Origin of the sequence: Burkholderia sp. LFS061, assembly GCF_047978125.1 — a bacterium.
GTDB classification, from domain to species: Bacteria; Pseudomonadota; Gammaproteobacteria; order Burkholderiales; family Burkholderiaceae; genus Burkholderia; species Burkholderia pyrrocinia_C.
Genome location: NZ_JBFPFS010000043.1, coordinates 1 through 13,938, shown reverse-complemented (window position 1 = coordinate 13,938; position 13,938 = coordinate 1). Strand labels below are relative to the sequence as shown.

The following is a 13,938-nucleotide window of genomic DNA, read 5'->3' as shown; positions in this document are numbered from 1 at the left end:
TTGCGTGGGGCGTCACGCAGGCCGCTGCTGCCGCACCTGCTCGAACAGGCAGATCGCCGCTGCTGCCGCGACATTCAGCGACTCCATCCCGCCCGGCTGCGGAATCGTCACGCGATGCGTGGCCGCATCGCGCCAGAACGCCGATACGCCGGCGCCCTCGTTGCCGAACACCCATGCGACGGGCCCCGACAGGTCGCAGTCGTAGAGCGCCTGCGCGCCATGCGAATCGGTCAGCGCGACCGGTAGGTCGATGCGTTCGGCGAGCGCCGCGGCGTCAACGTCTTCGTGGATCGACAGCAGGAAATGCGCGCCCATGCCCGAGCGCAGCACCTTTGACGACCACGCGTAGGCCGTGCCCGGCGCACAGAACACGTGGCGCACACCGGCCGCCGCGGCGCTGCGCAGGATCGAGCCGACGTTGCCGGCGTCCTGCACGCCGTCGAGCACGACCGACGTGTGCGTCACACGCTCAGGCAGCGGTTGCGCCGGCCGGTCGACGAGCAGCAGGAACCCGACGCCGTTGACGACGTTCGACAACTGCCCGAACAGCGCATCGGGCAGCGTGACGACACGCTGCGCGTCGATGCGCGCGACGATCGCCTGCGCCTCGGCGTGGCCGAGCGCGCCTTCGGTCGCCACGCACAGCTCGGGCGTCGCACCCGTATCGAGGTACGCGCTCGCGAGATGGAATCCTTCGAGCATCGCCTGGCCGCCGCGGCGCTGATGGTGCGTCGAACCCGCGAGCGCCTTCAGGCGCTTGTACAGCGGGTTGTCACGGGAAGTAATGCTTTTCATCGAATCAGGTCGAGTGCCGCCCGGACCGGTGCGAACGAGCGCCGGTGCGCTTCGCACGGGCCGTGCTCGCGCAGCGCGGCAAGGTGTTTCGCGGTGCCGTAACCCGCATGCACGTTGAAACCGTACACCGGGAAGCGTTCGTGCAGGTCGACGAGCATGCGGTCACGCGTGACCTTCGCGAGGATCGACGCGGCCGAGATGCTCGGTACGAGCGCATCGCCGCTGACGATCGCCTCGGCACGCACCGTCAGCGTCGGGCAGCGGTTGCCGTCGATCTGCGCGAGCGTCGGCAGGACCGACAGGCCCTCGACGGCCCGCTTCATCGCGAGCATCGTCGCGTGCAGGATGTTCAACGTATCGATTTCGTCGACGCTTGCCGACGCAACGCAATACGCGCGCGAACGCGCGACGATCAGGTCGTACAGCACGTCGCGCTTCTTCGCGGACAGCGCCTTCGAATCGTCGAGCCCGTCGATCGGCTGCGCCGGATCGAGAATCACCGCCGCGGCCACCACCGGCCCCGCGAGCGGGCCGCGGCCGGCTTCGTCGACGCCGCAGACGATCTCGTCGGGTCGGCTGAAGTCGAAGCCGCCCTGCACGTCTCTCGACGCGCGGCGGCGCGGTGCACGTACTGCCGTCATGCGCGCCCCTTGCGTTGTTCGAGCACGCGCACGACCGCTTCGGCCGCCTTCGCGGCCGTGTTCTGCCGCAGCGAAAGATGCATTTCGGTAAATACGTCGGTCAGCGTGCGGCGGTTCGCGTCGTCGCGCAGCTGCGTGAGCGTCGCATCGGCGAGCGCCTCGGGCGTCGCGAAATGCTGCAGCAGCTCGGGCACGACGAAGCGCCCCGCCAGGATGTTCGGCAAGCCGACATACGGCAGGTAGCCCTGCCGGCGCATGATCTGCCCGGTCAGCCAGGGCACCTTGTACGAGATCACCATCGGCTTCTTCAGCAGCGCGGCTTCCAGCGTGACGGTGCCGCTCTTCACGAGGATCGCGTCGGCGGCCGTCATCGCGACCTGCGAGCGGCCATCGGTAATCGTCAGCGCGAGCTGCGGATGCGCGTCGACGAGCGGCTGCAGCAGCTCGCGCAGCGCGGGCGTCGCCGCCGGCATCACGAACCGCACGCCGGGCTCGCGCTGCTGCATCAGTGCCATCGCCGCGAAGAACGTCGGGCCGATCAGCGCAATCTCCGAGCGCCGGCTGCCCGGCAGCACCGCGATCACGGGACCGTCCGCGGGCAGGCCGAGCGCGATGCGCGCGCCGTGCGTGTCGGGCTCGAGCGGGATCTCGTCGGCTAGCGGATGGCCGACGTAGGTCGACGCGACGCCTGCCTTGTCGAGAATCGCCGGCTCGAACGGGAACAGGCACAGCATGTGATCGACGGACTTCGCGATCTTCTTGATCCGGCCGCCGCGCCATGCCCAGATCGACGGGCACACAAAGTGGATCGACGGGATGCCCGCGTCGCGCACGGCCTGTTCGACGCTGAAGTTGAAATCCGGCGCGTCGATGCCGATGAACGCGGCCGGCCGCTCCGCGAGCACCTGGCGCTTCAGCTCGCCGCGAATCCGCAGGATCTCGGGAATCTGGCCCAGCGCCTCGACATAACCGCGCACGGTCAGCTTGTCCATCTGCCAGTGCGAATCGAAGCCCTGCGCGATCATCCGCGGCCCGCCGATCCCGTAATACTGGGCCGATTCGGGCAGCCGCTCGCGCAGCCCGCCGAGCAGCGACGCCGCGAGCAGGTCGCCCGATGGCTCGCCTGCCACCATCGCGAGCCGGAGCTGATTGGTCGGAAACGGCATCGCTTAGCGGATGATGCCGCGTTGCGACGCGTCGATGAACTCGACGAGCGCCTTCACCGGCGCATCGCCGTCGCCGCCCGCCTCCGCCAGCTCGCGCAGCTGCACCTTCGCTTCCTCGAGCGACAGGCCGTTCTTGTACAGCAGGCGGTACGCGCTGCGCAGCGCCGAAATCGCGTCGGGCGAGAAACCGCGCCGGCGCAGCCCTTCGATGTTGATCCCGTGCGGCTCGGCCTTGTTGCCTGCCGCGATCACGAACGGCGGAATGTCCTGCACGAGCGCCGACGCGCCGCCCAGCATCGAGTGCGCACCGATGCGCACGAACTGGTGAACGCCCGACATCCCGCCGACGATCGCCCAGTCGCCGATCTCGACGTGGCCGGCCATCTGCGCGTTGCTCGACAGGATCACGTGGCTGCCGACGCTGCAGTCATGGCCGATGTGCACATAGGCCATGATCCAGTTGTCGTCGCCGAGCGTCGTTACGCCGACGTCCTGCACCGTGCCCGTGTGGATTGTCGTGAATTCGCGGATCGTGTTGCGGTTGCCGATCACGAGCTTCGTCGGCTCGTCCTTGTACTTCATGTCCTGCGGACGGCCGCCGACCGATGCGTAATGGCCGATGCGATTGTCCTCGCCGAGCGTCGTGTGGCCTTCGATCACGCTGTGCGAGCCGATCGTCGTGCGCGCGCCGATCGTGACGTTCGGGCCGACGATCGCGTACGGGCCGATCTCGACCGATTCGTCGATCTGCGCGCCCGATTCGACAATCGCGGTGGGATGAATCCTGGTCATGCGCCGTTGCCTCTCGATGTGATGTGTCGCGTTGCGTTGCCCATGCGTGCCGCGTCGCTCAGGGCGCCGCGTCGGCCGTCTTGACCGTGCACATCAGTTCGGCTTCCGCCGCCACCTTGCCGTCCACTTCCGCCACCGCCTTGAACTTCCAGATGCCGCGGATGTAGCGTTCGAACGTCACGTTCAGAATCAGTTGGTCGCCCGGTTCGACCACGCGCTTGAAGCGCGCGCCGTCGATCCCGACGAAGTAGTACAGCGTGTTCTCCGGATCCTTCGGCTGCTCTTCCGCGAAGGTCAGCAGCGCCGCGGCCTGCGCGAGCGCCTCGAGGATCAGCACGCCCGGCATCACCGGCCGCTTCGGGAAGTGCCCCTGGAAGAACGGCTCGTTGATCGACACGTTCTTCAGCGCTTTGATCCCTTTGTGCGGCTCGAGTTCGAGCACGCGATCGACGAGCAGAATCGGGTAGCGATGCGGCAGCAGCGTGAGGATCTTGTGGATGTCGAGATTGATTTTTTCAGTGCTCATGATGGTTCGTCTCACGCAGAGGCTGCGCGGTGGTGATGCAAAGGCTGAAGCGGGCCGCCATGCGGCCCAGTCTGACAAACCGGGCCGGTTGCGCTGGCCGTGCCCGGTTGGTGGTCTCGCATGGCGCGCTCAGGCTTCCGTGCCGCCCTGGGCGGCGAGCGCGGCTTCGAGCGCCTTGATGCGGTCGCGCAGCTTGTCGAGGTTCCGCACGAGCGCGGCGCTCTTGTTCCATTCGCCGTGGTCGACGGCCGGGAACGCGCTGGTATAGATGCCGGCTTTCGGCAGCGACTTCGATACGCCCGACTTCGCGGTGATGATGACGTAGTCGCCGAGCGTCACATGGCCGGCAATCCCGGCCGCGCCGCCGATCATGCAGTGGCGGCCGATCGTCGTGCTGCCCGCGATGCCGGCGCTGCCGGCGATCACGGTATAGGCGCCGATCCGGCAGTTGTGCCCGATCTGCACCTGGTTGTCGATCTTCACGCATTCCTCGATGACGGTGTCCGCCATCGCGCCGCGATCGATCGTCGTGTTCGCGCCGATCTCGACGTCCGGGCCGATCGATACGCCGCCGACCTGCGGGATCTTGACCCAGCTACCGGTGCGGGCGTCGCCGTCGCCGACGAAATCCGGCGCGAAGCCGAAGCCGTCGGAGCCGATCACCGCGCCCGCATGGACGATCGCGCGCGGTCCGACCTTGCAGCCGTGGTACACCGATGCGTTGGGATAAAGGTGCGAACCTGCGCCGATCGTCGTGCCGCGGCCGACGAATACGTTCGCGTCGAGCTGCACGCCGTCCTCGATCACCGCGCCGGCCTCGACCGTCACGTGCGGGCCGATCACCGCGCTCGCGGCGACCTTCGCGGCCGGATCGATCGTCGCGCTCGGATGCACGCCGGCGGCGCGCGGCGGCGCGGCCAGGTCGATGAACATCTGCGCGACGCGCGCGAAGTACGCGTACGGATTCGGCGTCACGATGAAATTGCGACCGTTAGCGGCCGCGCCCAGCTTTTCCAGATCCTTCGGCGCGATCAGCACCGCGCCTGCGCGGGTCGACTCGACCTGCGACAGGTACTTCGGATTCGCGAGGAACGCGAGCTGCTGAGGGCCTGCCTGGTCGAGCGGCGCGAGCCCGTTCACCTTGCACTGTGCGTCGCCGGCGATCTCGCCGCCGAACCGCTTTACGAGTTCCTCAAGCGTCAATGCCATTCGTCGTCTGCTCCGTTCAGTTCGCCGAGCCGGACGCGAGCGCCTTGAGCACCTTGTCGGTGATGTCGATGCGCGGGCTGACGTACACGGCTTCCTGCACGATCAGGTCGTAGTTCTGCTGCTCGGCGATCTGCTTGATGACCTTGTTCGCTCGCTCCAGCACGGCCGCCAGTTCCTCGTTGCGACGCTGGTTCAGGTCTTCGCGGAACTCGCGCTGCTTGCGCTGGAAATCGGTGTCGAGCTGAGCGAGATCGCGCTGCTTCTGCGCGCGATCGGCCGCCGACAGCGACGTGCCGCCCTTGTCGAGCGAATCGGACATCGACTTCAGACGCGCCGCCAGATCCTGCAGATCCTTGTCGCGCTTCGCGAACTCGGCTTCGAGCTTCGTCTGCGCCGCCTTCGCGGGCGCCGACTCGCGCAGGATCCGATCCGAATTGACCGCCGCGATGCGGGCGACGTCCTGTGCGTGAACCGTCGCCGCGCCCAGGGCCAGCGCAACGGTCAGCGCGCACATCACTCGTTTCGAAAACTTACCGGTTAGCAAAATTACCCTCTCGTTGCTGTTGTCATGCGTTCGGTCAGAACGCCGTCCCGATCTGGAACTGGAATTTCTGGTACTGGTCGCCTTCGTGCTTCTGCAGCGGGAAGCCGAGGCTCAGCTTCAGCGGGCCGATCGGCGAGATCCACGCGAGACCCACACCATAGCCGTAACGCAGGCCGTTGGCGCCCGTACTCGTGCCGCCCGGCGCGTTGCCCCACACGTTACCGCCGTCGAGGAACGTGAACACGCGCAGCGTGCGGTCGTAGCCGGTGCCCGGCAGCGGGAACGTCAGCTCGATGTTGCCGACCAGCATCTTCGAACCGCCGATCGGGTCATTCGTCTTCGTGTCGCGCGGGCCCAGCGAGCTCGGCTCGTAGCCACGCACGGAGCCGATACCGCCCGCGTAGTAGTTCTTGAAGATCGGGTACGGGTTGCCGATACCGTTACCGTAGCCGCCCTGCAGGTTCAGGCCCAGGATGAAGCCGCGCGAGAACGAATAGTAGTACTGTGCCTGCAGGTCGGCCTTGTAGTACTGGATCTTGCCGACCGGCACGCCGTACTCCATGTTCGCCTGCGTGAAGTAACCACGGCTCGGAATCAGCGCGCTGTCGCGCGCGTCGCGCGACCACGCGACGGTCAGCGGCACCGTGTTCGACACGCGGCCGAACTGGTTCACGTAATCCTGGTAGCTCTGCGGCGTGTTCGAATCGACGTCGAGGCGGTTCTGCTCGAAGCCCGCGCCGAAGTAGACGGTGTCGACTTCCGAGAACGGGATGCCGAACTTCAGGTTGCCGCCCGCGCTGATGATCCGGAAGCTCGAGCTCGTCGAATAATAGAGCGGCTGGTACGTACGGTAGTAGACGTCCGTGATCCGCTTGATGCCGTCGACCGTGAAGTACGGGTCGACCTGCGTGACGGTCAGCGTGCGGTAGCTCTTCGCGGTGTTGACGTTCACCGACAGGCTGGTACCCGAACCGAACACGTTGTCCTGCGACACGCCGGCCGACAGCACGACCTTGTCCGTCGACGAGAAGCCGGCGCCCAGCGTGATCGCGCCGGTCGGCTTTTCGTCGACCTTCACGTTCACGTCGACCTGGTCGTTCGTGCCTTCGACCGGCACCGTCGTCACGTCGACGTTGGTGAAGTAGCCGAGACGGTTCACGCGGTCCTTCGACAGCGCGAGGCGGTTCGAATCGAACCACGAGCTTTCGAGCTGGCGCATTTCGCGGCGCACCACTTCGTCGCGCGTGCGCGTGTTGCCGACGACGTTGATGCGGCGCACGTACACGCGGCGGCTCGGATCAACGACGAGGTTCAGGTTCACCTTGTGGTTCGCCTGGTCGATGTCCGGCTGCGCGTTGACGGCCGCGAATGCATAGCCGTATTCACCGAGCTTGTCGACGATCGACTTGGTGGTCTGCTGCAGCTTTTCGGCCGAGAAGCGGTCGCCCGGCTTGATCTTGATCATCTTGTTGAGTTCGGCCTCGCGATCGAGCAGGTTGCCCGACAGCTTGATGCCCGACACCGTGTACGGCTCGCCTTCGTGCAGCGTGACCGTCAGGTACATGTCCTTCTTGTCGGGCGAGATCGACACCTGGGTCGACTCGATGTTGAACTCGAGGTAGCCGCGGTTCAGGTAGTACGAGCGCACGGCCTCGAGGTCGCCCGTCAGCTTTTCCTTCGAGTACAGGTCGTTCTTCGTGTACCAGGAGAACCAGTTCGGCGTCGACAGCTGCATCTCGTCGCGCAGCGTGCTCGTCTTGAACGCCTTGTTGCCGATGAAGTTGATCTGGCGGATCTTCGCGCTCGGGCCTTCGGCAACCGCGAACAGGATCGATACGCGGTTCGCGTCGACCGGCGTGACCGTCGTCTTGACTTCGGCCGCGTAGAAGCCGCGCGTCAGGTACTGGCGCTTGAGCTCCTGCTCCGCCTTGTCGACGAGCGCCTTGTCGTAGTAGCGGCCGTCGGCGAGACCGACGGCGCGCAGCGCCTTCGTCAGGTTGTCCTTGTCGAATTCCTTCGTGCCGGTGAAGTCGATCGACGCGATCGCCGGACGCTCCTGCACCTGCACGATCACGACGTTGCCCTGCGTGGCGATGCGCACGTCGTTGAAGAAGCCCGTCGCGTACAGCGCGCGGATTGCTTCGGATGCCTTGTCGTCCGTGAAGGTATCGCCCTGCTTGATCGGCAGATAGGCGAACACCGAACCCGCTTCGACGCGCTGCAGCCCCTCGATCTTGATGTCTTGCACCACGAACGGTGCCGCTGCATGCGCCGCGAGGCCGTGCGCGGCGAGCGCGGCCGCTGCAACTGTCTTAGGTACAAAGCGATGAGGTTTGAACAACATGCATCCCCAATATTTAAGCTGCATCAAATCGGGCGACTGCCCAGCGGCGGCCGCCTGACGCTTCAGAAATGGATTAGCCGAGCCAGATCGTTGAACAGCGCGATCGCCGACAACGCGACGATGCAGATCAACCCGGCTCTTTGCAGAATCAGTTGCCAGCGCTCCGAGACGGCTTTCCCGGTCGCGGCTTCAACCGCATAATATAACAGATGCCCCCCGTCCAAAACGGGAATCGGCAACAAGTTCAGGACGCCAAGGCTAATGCTGACAAGGGCGAGGAACGACAGGAACGCCGACGGACAGAGCCGTGCACTCTTGCCCGCGTAGTCGGCGATCGTCACGGGGCCGGACAGGTTCTTCAGCGACGCGTTGCCCGTGATCATCCGCCCGAACATCCGCAGCGAATACACGGAGATGTCCCACGTGCGGTGCACGCCGAGCCGCAGGCTCTCGATCGGCCCGTAGCGCACGTCGACGGACGGCGTGTGCATCGACAGCGCCGCGCCGATCCGGCCGACCTGCTGCCCCGATTCGTCGTCGCGCTGCATCTGCGGCACGATCGATACCGTCTGCGCGGCGCCGTCGCGCTCGATCCGCAGGTCGAGCGCCTTGCCCGCATGGTGCTTGACGGAATCGATGAAGCGCGACGCGCCGCCGATCGGCTTGCCGTCGAGCGCGACCAGCTTGTCGCCGGCCTTCAGGCCCGCCTGCTCCGCCGCGCTGCCGGGCTGCACCGATGCGACCGACAGCATGCCGCCGCCGGCCTCGAAGCCCAGGTGCGTCATGAAATCGTCGTCGAGCTGGCTTTCGGGAACATTGCGGAGGTCGACGCGAAAATCGAACGTCGCGCTGCCGTCGCGCGCGCCGAGCACGATCTCGCGATGATCGAACGCGGCCGCCAGCAGCTTCCAGCGCAGGTCCGACCACGACCGCACCGGCTCCGACTCGCCGCCCTGCGCATCGCCTACGCGCACGTTGCGGATCGACACGATCGTCTCGCTGCCGTCGAAGCCCGCGCGGGCCGCCACCGTGCCGGCGGCCGGCGGCGCGACGATCGCGGCCGGCTCGGTCACGCCGGACGCGAATACGACGGAAAACAGCACGATTGCCAGCAGGAAGTTCGCAATCGGCCCGGCCGCAACGATCGCGATGCGCTTGTAGACCGACTGGCGGTTGAATGCCTGGCCGAGTTCCTCCGGCTTGATGCCGGGGCCCGGATCGCGCTCGTCGAGCATCTTCACGTAGCCGCCGAGCGGCAGCGCGGACAGCGTCCACTCGGTGCCCGTCCTGCGGCTGACCCAGCGCGCGACGGGCTGGCCGAAGCCGATCGAGAAACGCAGCACCTTCACGCCGCACCAGCGCGCGACGCGATAATGTCCGTACTCATGCACGACGACCAGCACCCCGATCGCCACCGCAAACGCGATCAGTTCGACCAGCACGTTCATGAGCACTCCATTCAGACAGTACGCTCCACGCGGGGCGCAGGCGCTTTTGCAATGATCGTGGCGGCGAGGCGGCGTGCCTCGGCATCCGCCGCCAGGACGTCGTCGAGCCCGTCGGGTGCACGGTTCGGCAGCGCGTTGAGCACTGCGTCGACCGTCGCCGCGATCGCCATGAAGCCGATCCGGCGCTCGAGAAACGCTTCGACCGCAACTTCGTTCGCCGCGTTCAATGCGGCGCTCGCGATGCCGCCTTCCTCAAGCGCCTTCAGCGCGAGCGCGAGGCATGGGAAGCGCGCGTAATCGGGCTTCTCGAACGACAGCTGCGCGATCTGCGCGAGATCGAGCTGGTCGACGCCCGCATCGACGCGATCGGGAAACGCGAGCGCATGCGCGATCGGCGTGCGCATGTCGGGGTTGCCGAGCTGCGCGAGCACCGAGCCGTCGCGGTACGACACGAGCGAATGGATCACGCTCTGCGGATGGATCAGCACGTCGATCCGGTCGCCCGGCAGCCCGAAGATCCAGTGCGCCTCGATCACCTCGAGACCCTTGTTCATCATCGTCGCGGAATCGACCGAGATCTTGCGGCCCATCACCCAGTTCGGGTGCTTGCACGCCTCGTCCGGCGTAACGTCGACGAGCGTGGCCGGCTCGCGCGTGCGGAACGGGCCGCCCGACGCGGTCAAGATGATCTTCGAGATCCCGCCGTGCTCGCCCGCATCGCGCGGCATGCACTGGAAGATCGCATTGTGTTCGCTGTCGACCGGCAGCAGGATCGCGCCATGGTCGCGCACGGCGTCCATGAAGATCGCGCCCGACATCACGAGCGCTTCCTTGTTCGCGAGCAGGATCCGCTTGCCGGCACGCGCGGCCGCGAGGCTCGGCGCCAGGCCTGCCGCGCCGACGATCGCCGCGACCACCGTGTCGCAGCCGTCGCTCGTCGACACGTCGACGAGCGCCTGCGGCCCGTGCAGCACGGTCGTCTTGCTGCCCGCCGCGCGCAGTTTCGCTTCGACGTGCGCGGCCGTCGCGGCATCGCCGACCACCGCCACTTCAGGCGCGAAACGCAGGCACTGCTCGACGAGCTTGTCGCCGTTGCGGTGCGCGGTCAGCGCGTAGACCGAGAAACGCTCGGGATGGCGCGCGACCACGTCGAGCGTGCTGTCTCCGATCGAGCCCGTGGAACCGAGCAATGTCAGACGTTTTTGCATAACAGAGATAATGGTTTAACCAAGCAGCAGCATCGCGAGCGGCAGCACCGGCAGCAGCGCGTCGACACGGTCGAGCACGCCGCCATGGCCGGGCAGCAGTCCGCTCGAATCCTTCACACCGGCCTGCCGCTTCAGCAGCGACTCGAACAGGTCGCCGATCACGCTGTACGCAACCAGCAGCGTCAGCGCGGCCCACGCACCGGGCATTCCGTAGCGCACGGCGAATGCGGAAAACAGGGTCGGCTCGAAAGCATGCGCGGCCGTCGCGACACCGGCGACGACCATCACCGCAAGCCAGCCGCCGATCGCGCCTTCCCAACTCTTGCCGGGACTGATCGTAATGGCCAGTTTACGCTTTCCGAAGGCCTTGCCCGCGAAGTATGCGCCGATATCGGCCAGCCAGACGACCAGAAGCAGCGACAGCACGAACGGCACGCCCTGCGCGCGCGCCGCGACGAGCGCATGCCAGCAGGCCGCGAACACGATCAACCCGGCCGCCAGCAGGAACGGCCGCCAGACGCCGCCCGCAAGTTCGGGCTTGCGCCGCAGCGCGAACGGGCCGACCAGCAGCCAGAACACGCCGGCCGCCATGAAAAGGGGCCGGGATGCAGTCGCATCGATGCCGAGCGGCATGGTGGCCGCCAGCGCGAGCGCCGCGACGACCGCATAGACGACCGGGCCCGCGCCGCCGAGCTTCAGCAGGCGCGCCCATTCCCATGCGGCGAACACGAGCACGACGCCGATCAGCGCGCCGAACGCGACGAGCGGCGCGAACAGCGTCACCGGCAGCAGCACTGCCAGCATCACGATCGCCGTGATCACACGGGTTTTCAGCATGAAAGGGAGTCGGCGTTCTGCGATTGTGGTTCGAGCTGTGCGCTCGTGCGCCCGAAACGGCGCTCGCGCTCGGTATACGACGCCATCGCGTCGGCCAGTGCCGCGCCGTCGAAATCCGGCCAGTATTTGTCGGTGAAATAGAATTCGGCGTACGCGAGCTGCCACAGCAGGAAGTTGCTGACGCGCTGCTCGCCGCCGGTGCGGATGAAGAGATCGGGCTCCGGCGCATAGGCCATCGCCAGGTGCGGCGCGAATGCGTCCTCGGTCACTTCGACCTCGCGACCCTCGCGCACGGCCTGCTCGACGAGCTTCTTCGTCGCCTGCAGGATGTCCCACCGGCCGCCGTAGTTGGCAGCGATGGTGAGCGTAAGACGGGTGTTGCGCGCCGTCTTGGTCTCGGCGCGGCGAATCAGTTCGCGGATGCGCGGCTCGAAGCGCTCGAGATCGCCGACGACACGCAGGCGGATCCCGTTCGCATGCAGCTTGCCCACCTCGCGCTCGAGCGCGGTGATGAAGAGCCGCATCAGGAACGACACTTCGTCGTTCGGCCGGCGCCAGTTTTCCGAACTGAACGCGAACAGCGTCAGGTATTCGACGCCGGCGCGTGCGCAGCCTTCGACCACCGCCCGCACGGCATCGACGCCGCGGGTATGCCCCGCGACGCGCGGCAAGCGGCGTTCGGTTGCCCAACGGCCGTTGCCGTCCATGATGATCGCGATGTGACGCGGCACGACGCCGACGTCAGGCACGCGAACGGTAGAGCTGGTATAGGTCATGGCCGTTGAGACAGTAATGCGGGAAGAAGGCGGCGCGCGAGGACGGTCGTCAGACCGTCATGATCTCGGCTTCCTTGGTCTGCACGAGCTTGTCGATTTCGGCGACGTGCTTGTCGGTCAGCTTCTGCACGTCGTCGCTCGCACGGCGCTCGTCGTCTTCCGAGATTTCCTTGTCCTTCACGAGCTTCTTGAGCGCTTCGTTCGCGTCGCGGCGCAGGTTGCGGATCGCGACCTTGGCCGTTTCGCCTTCGCTCTTGACGACCTTCGTCAGCTCGCGGCGGCGCTCTTCCGTCAGCGCGGGCATCGGCACGCGGATCAGGTCGCCGGCCGTTGCCGGGTTCAGGCCCAGATCGGCTTCGCGGATGGCCTTCTCGACCTTCGCGACCATGTTCTTTTCCCACGGCTGCACGCCGATCGTGCGCGCGTCGACCAGCGTCAGGTTCGCGACCTGCGAGATCGGCACCATCGACCCGTAGTAGTCGACCTGCACGTGATCGAGCAGACCGGTGTGCGCACGGCCCGTACGGATCTTTGCCAGATCGTTCTTGAACGCTTCGATCGAGCGCTGCATCTTTTGCTCGACGCCCTTCTTGGTATCAGCGACACTCATTTCAACCTCCGAACCTTCAAACCTTCAAAGAACGCGGGCCCCGCACGGCGCATCCTGCGCGCCGCGGCCATTGACCCGCATCCGCGGGAGTTTACACGTGGACGAGCGTACCTTCGTCCTCGCCCAGCACGATGCGCTTGAGCGCGCCCGGCTTGTTGATCGAAAACACGCGAATCGGCAGCTTCTGGTCGCGGCACAGCGCAAACGCCGTCGCGTCCATCACCTGCAGGTTGCGGCTGATCGCCTCGTCGAAGCTGATCGTCGTGTAGCGCGTGGCCGACGGATCCTTCTTCGGATCGGCAGAATATACGCCATCGACCTTGGTCGCCTTCAGTACGACCTCGGCGCCCACTTCCGAACCGCGCAGCGCCGCGGCGGTGTCCGTCGTGAAGAACGGGTTGCCGGTGCCGGCCGCGAAGATCACGACGCGGCCTTCCTCGAGCTGGCGGATCGCGCGCGGCCGGATGTACGGCTCGACGACCTGGTCCATCCGCAGCGCGGACTGCACGCGCGCCTCGATGCCGGCGTGGCGCATCGCGTCCTGCAGCGCCAGCGCGTTCATCATCGTCGCGAGCATCCCCATGTAGTCGGCGGTCGCGCGGTCCATGCCGGCCGCGCCGCCCGCGACACCGCGGAAAATATTACCGCCACCGATCACGACCGCCAACTGCGTACCGAGACGCACGACTTCAGCGATATCGGCCACCATCCGTTCGATCGTCGCGCGATTGATGCCGAAGGCATCGTCGCCCATCAGCGCTTCGCCGGAGAGTTTGAGGAGGACGCGTTTATAGGCATTGGACATAGGGGCTTCCGAGCGACGAGAGGATGACAACCACGAACTGTAGGGGCGAAATACTGATTCGGGCAAGCGCCGACGGTCGGACCGGGGTTCCCGGCCGGCCGGCGGCGCCGCCCGGGCCGCGGGGGGCGGCGCCCCGCCCCCGGGACGGGGGGGCGGGGAGTTCGGGCGGGTGTGGGGCGCGGGGGGGGCCCCCCGCGGGGGGGGGGGCGGCCGGGGGGGCCGGGTGGCCTCCCGCGC

Annotated in this window: 14 protein-coding genes; all 14 read right to left on the bottom strand. The window is 66.7% G+C overall.

Features of this window, described 5'->3' with window-relative positions:
• Nucleotides 1-12 precede the first annotated feature (12 nt).
• Nucleotides 13-795: an RNA methyltransferase gene (locus ACNQQL_RS28655; protein ID WP_347067390.1), complete on the bottom strand. Its 783-nt coding sequence runs from the start codon at nt 793-795 to the stop codon at nt 13-15.
• The gene (gene rnhB / locus ACNQQL_RS28650) at nt 792-1,436 is read right to left on the bottom strand and encodes a ribonuclease HII (protein ID WP_347067388.1); all 645 of its coding nucleotides are present in this window, start codon (nt 1,434-1,436) and stop codon (nt 792-794) included. Before rnhB ends, ACNQQL_RS28655 begins: the two co-directional genes overlap by 4 nt.
• Nucleotides 1,433-2,602, bottom strand: coding sequence for a lipid-A-disaccharide synthase (gene lpxB / locus ACNQQL_RS28645; RefSeq protein ID WP_072437096.1), 1,170 nt, complete (start codon nt 2,600-2,602; stop codon nt 1,433-1,435). Before lpxB ends, rnhB begins: the two co-directional genes overlap by 4 nt.
• Nucleotides 2,603-2,605: 3 nt before the next feature.
• Nucleotides 2,606-3,394 (bottom strand): acyl-ACP--UDP-N-acetylglucosamine O-acyltransferase, encoded by a 789-nt coding sequence (gene lpxA, locus ACNQQL_RS28640; protein WP_175961132.1) that lies wholly within the window; start codon nt 3,392-3,394, stop codon nt 2,606-2,608.
• A gap of 58 nt (nt 3,395-3,452) precedes the next feature.
• Nucleotides 3,453-3,920, bottom strand: a complete 468-nt coding sequence (fabZ, locus tag ACNQQL_RS28635; protein WP_006495559.1) for a 3-hydroxyacyl-ACP dehydratase FabZ — start codon at nt 3,918-3,920, stop codon at nt 3,453-3,455.
• Between the two features lie 129 nt (nt 3,921-4,049).
• Entirely contained in the window at nt 4,050-5,129 is a 1,080-nt protein-coding gene (gene lpxD / locus ACNQQL_RS28630) for a UDP-3-O-(3-hydroxymyristoyl)glucosamine N-acyltransferase (RefSeq protein WP_347067385.1), read from the bottom strand.
• 16 nt (nt 5,130-5,145) lie between these two features.
• Nucleotides 5,146-5,643, bottom strand: coding sequence for an OmpH family outer membrane protein (locus ACNQQL_RS28625; protein ID WP_034184747.1), 498 nt, complete (start codon nt 5,641-5,643; stop codon nt 5,146-5,148).
• Nucleotides 5,644-5,707: 64 nt separating this feature from the next.
• The gene (bamA, locus tag ACNQQL_RS28620; protein ID WP_347067382.1) at nt 5,708-8,017 is read right to left on the bottom strand and encodes an outer membrane protein assembly factor BamA; all 2,310 of its coding nucleotides are present in this window, start codon (nt 8,015-8,017) and stop codon (nt 5,708-5,710) included.
• A gap of 62 nt (nt 8,018-8,079) precedes the next feature.
• A complete protein-coding gene (gene rseP / locus ACNQQL_RS28615; protein WP_347067380.1) occupies nt 8,080-9,465 on the bottom strand; it encodes an RIP metalloprotease RseP in 1,386 nt (461 codons plus the stop codon).
• An 11-nt stretch (nt 9,466-9,476) separates the two neighbouring features.
• A complete protein-coding gene (locus ACNQQL_RS28610) occupies nt 9,477-10,673 on the bottom strand; it encodes a 1-deoxy-D-xylulose-5-phosphate reductoisomerase (RefSeq protein ID WP_347067378.1) in 1,197 nt (398 codons plus the stop codon).
• 15 nt (nt 10,674-10,688) lie between these two features.
• Complete coding sequence (locus tag ACNQQL_RS28605) at nt 10,689-11,510, bottom strand: phosphatidate cytidylyltransferase (protein ID WP_347067376.1); 822 nt, start codon at nt 11,508-11,510, stop codon at nt 10,689-10,691.
• The gene (uppS, locus tag ACNQQL_RS28600) at nt 11,504-12,286 is read right to left on the bottom strand and encodes a polyprenyl diphosphate synthase (RefSeq protein ID WP_034207662.1); all 783 of its coding nucleotides are present in this window, start codon (nt 12,284-12,286) and stop codon (nt 11,504-11,506) included. Before uppS ends, ACNQQL_RS28605 begins: the two co-directional genes overlap by 7 nt.
• A 49-nt stretch (nt 12,287-12,335) precedes the next feature.
• On the bottom strand, nt 12,336-12,896 hold the full coding sequence (gene frr, locus ACNQQL_RS28595; RefSeq protein ID WP_021159105.1) for a ribosome recycling factor: 561 nt from the start codon (nt 12,894-12,896) through the stop codon (nt 12,336-12,338).
• A 91-nt stretch (nt 12,897-12,987) separates the two neighbouring features.
• Nucleotides 12,988-13,701, bottom strand: a complete 714-nt coding sequence (gene pyrH / locus ACNQQL_RS28590; protein ID WP_006402648.1) for a UMP kinase — start codon at nt 13,699-13,701, stop codon at nt 12,988-12,990.
• Between the last annotated feature and the right edge of the window lie 237 nt (nt 13,702-13,938).

Coding starts and splice junctions, on each gene's coding strand:
- pyrH (WP_006402648.1), bottom strand. CDS start 13,701: ATGTCCAATGCCTATAAACGCGTCCTCCTCAAACTCTCCGGCGAAGCG.
- fabZ (WP_006495559.1), bottom strand. CDS start 3,920: ATGAGCACTGAAAAAATCAATCTCGACATCCACAAGATCCTCACGCTG.
- ACNQQL_RS28655 (WP_347067390.1), bottom strand. CDS start 795: ATGAAAAGCATTACTTCCCGTGACAACCCGCTGTACAAGCGCCTGAAG.
- ACNQQL_RS28610 (WP_347067378.1), bottom strand. CDS start 10,673: ATGCAAAAACGTCTGACATTGCTCGGTTCCACGGGCTCGATCGGAGAC.
- lpxA (WP_175961132.1), bottom strand. CDS start 3,394: ATGACCAGGATTCATCCCACCGCGATTGTCGAATCGGGCGCGCAGATC.
- rseP (WP_347067380.1), bottom strand. CDS start 9,465: ATGAACGTGCTGGTCGAACTGATCGCGTTTGCGGTGGCGATCGGGGTG.
- ACNQQL_RS28625 (WP_034184747.1), bottom strand. CDS start 5,643: ATGTGCGCGCTGACCGTTGCGCTGGCCCTGGGCGCGGCGACGGTTCAC.
- lpxD (WP_347067385.1), bottom strand. CDS start 5,129: ATGGCATTGACGCTTGAGGAACTCGTAAAGCGGTTCGGCGGCGAGATC.
- ACNQQL_RS28605 (WP_347067376.1), bottom strand. CDS start 11,510: ATGCTGAAAACCCGTGTGATCACGGCGATCGTGATGCTGGCAGTGCTG.
- bamA (WP_347067382.1), bottom strand. CDS start 8,017: ATGTTGTTCAAACCTCATCGCTTTGTACCTAAGACAGTTGCAGCGGCC.
- frr (WP_021159105.1), bottom strand. CDS start 12,896: ATGAGTGTCGCTGATACCAAGAAGGGCGTCGAGCAAAAGATGCAGCGC.
- uppS (WP_034207662.1), bottom strand. CDS start 12,286: ATGACCTATACCAGCTCTACCGTTCGCGTGCCTGACGTCGGCGTCGTG.
- rnhB (WP_347067388.1), bottom strand. CDS start 1,436: ATGACGGCAGTACGTGCACCGCGCCGCCGCGCGTCGAGAGACGTGCAG.
- lpxB (WP_072437096.1), bottom strand. CDS start 2,602: ATGCCGTTTCCGACCAATCAGCTCCGGCTCGCGATGGTGGCAGGCGAG.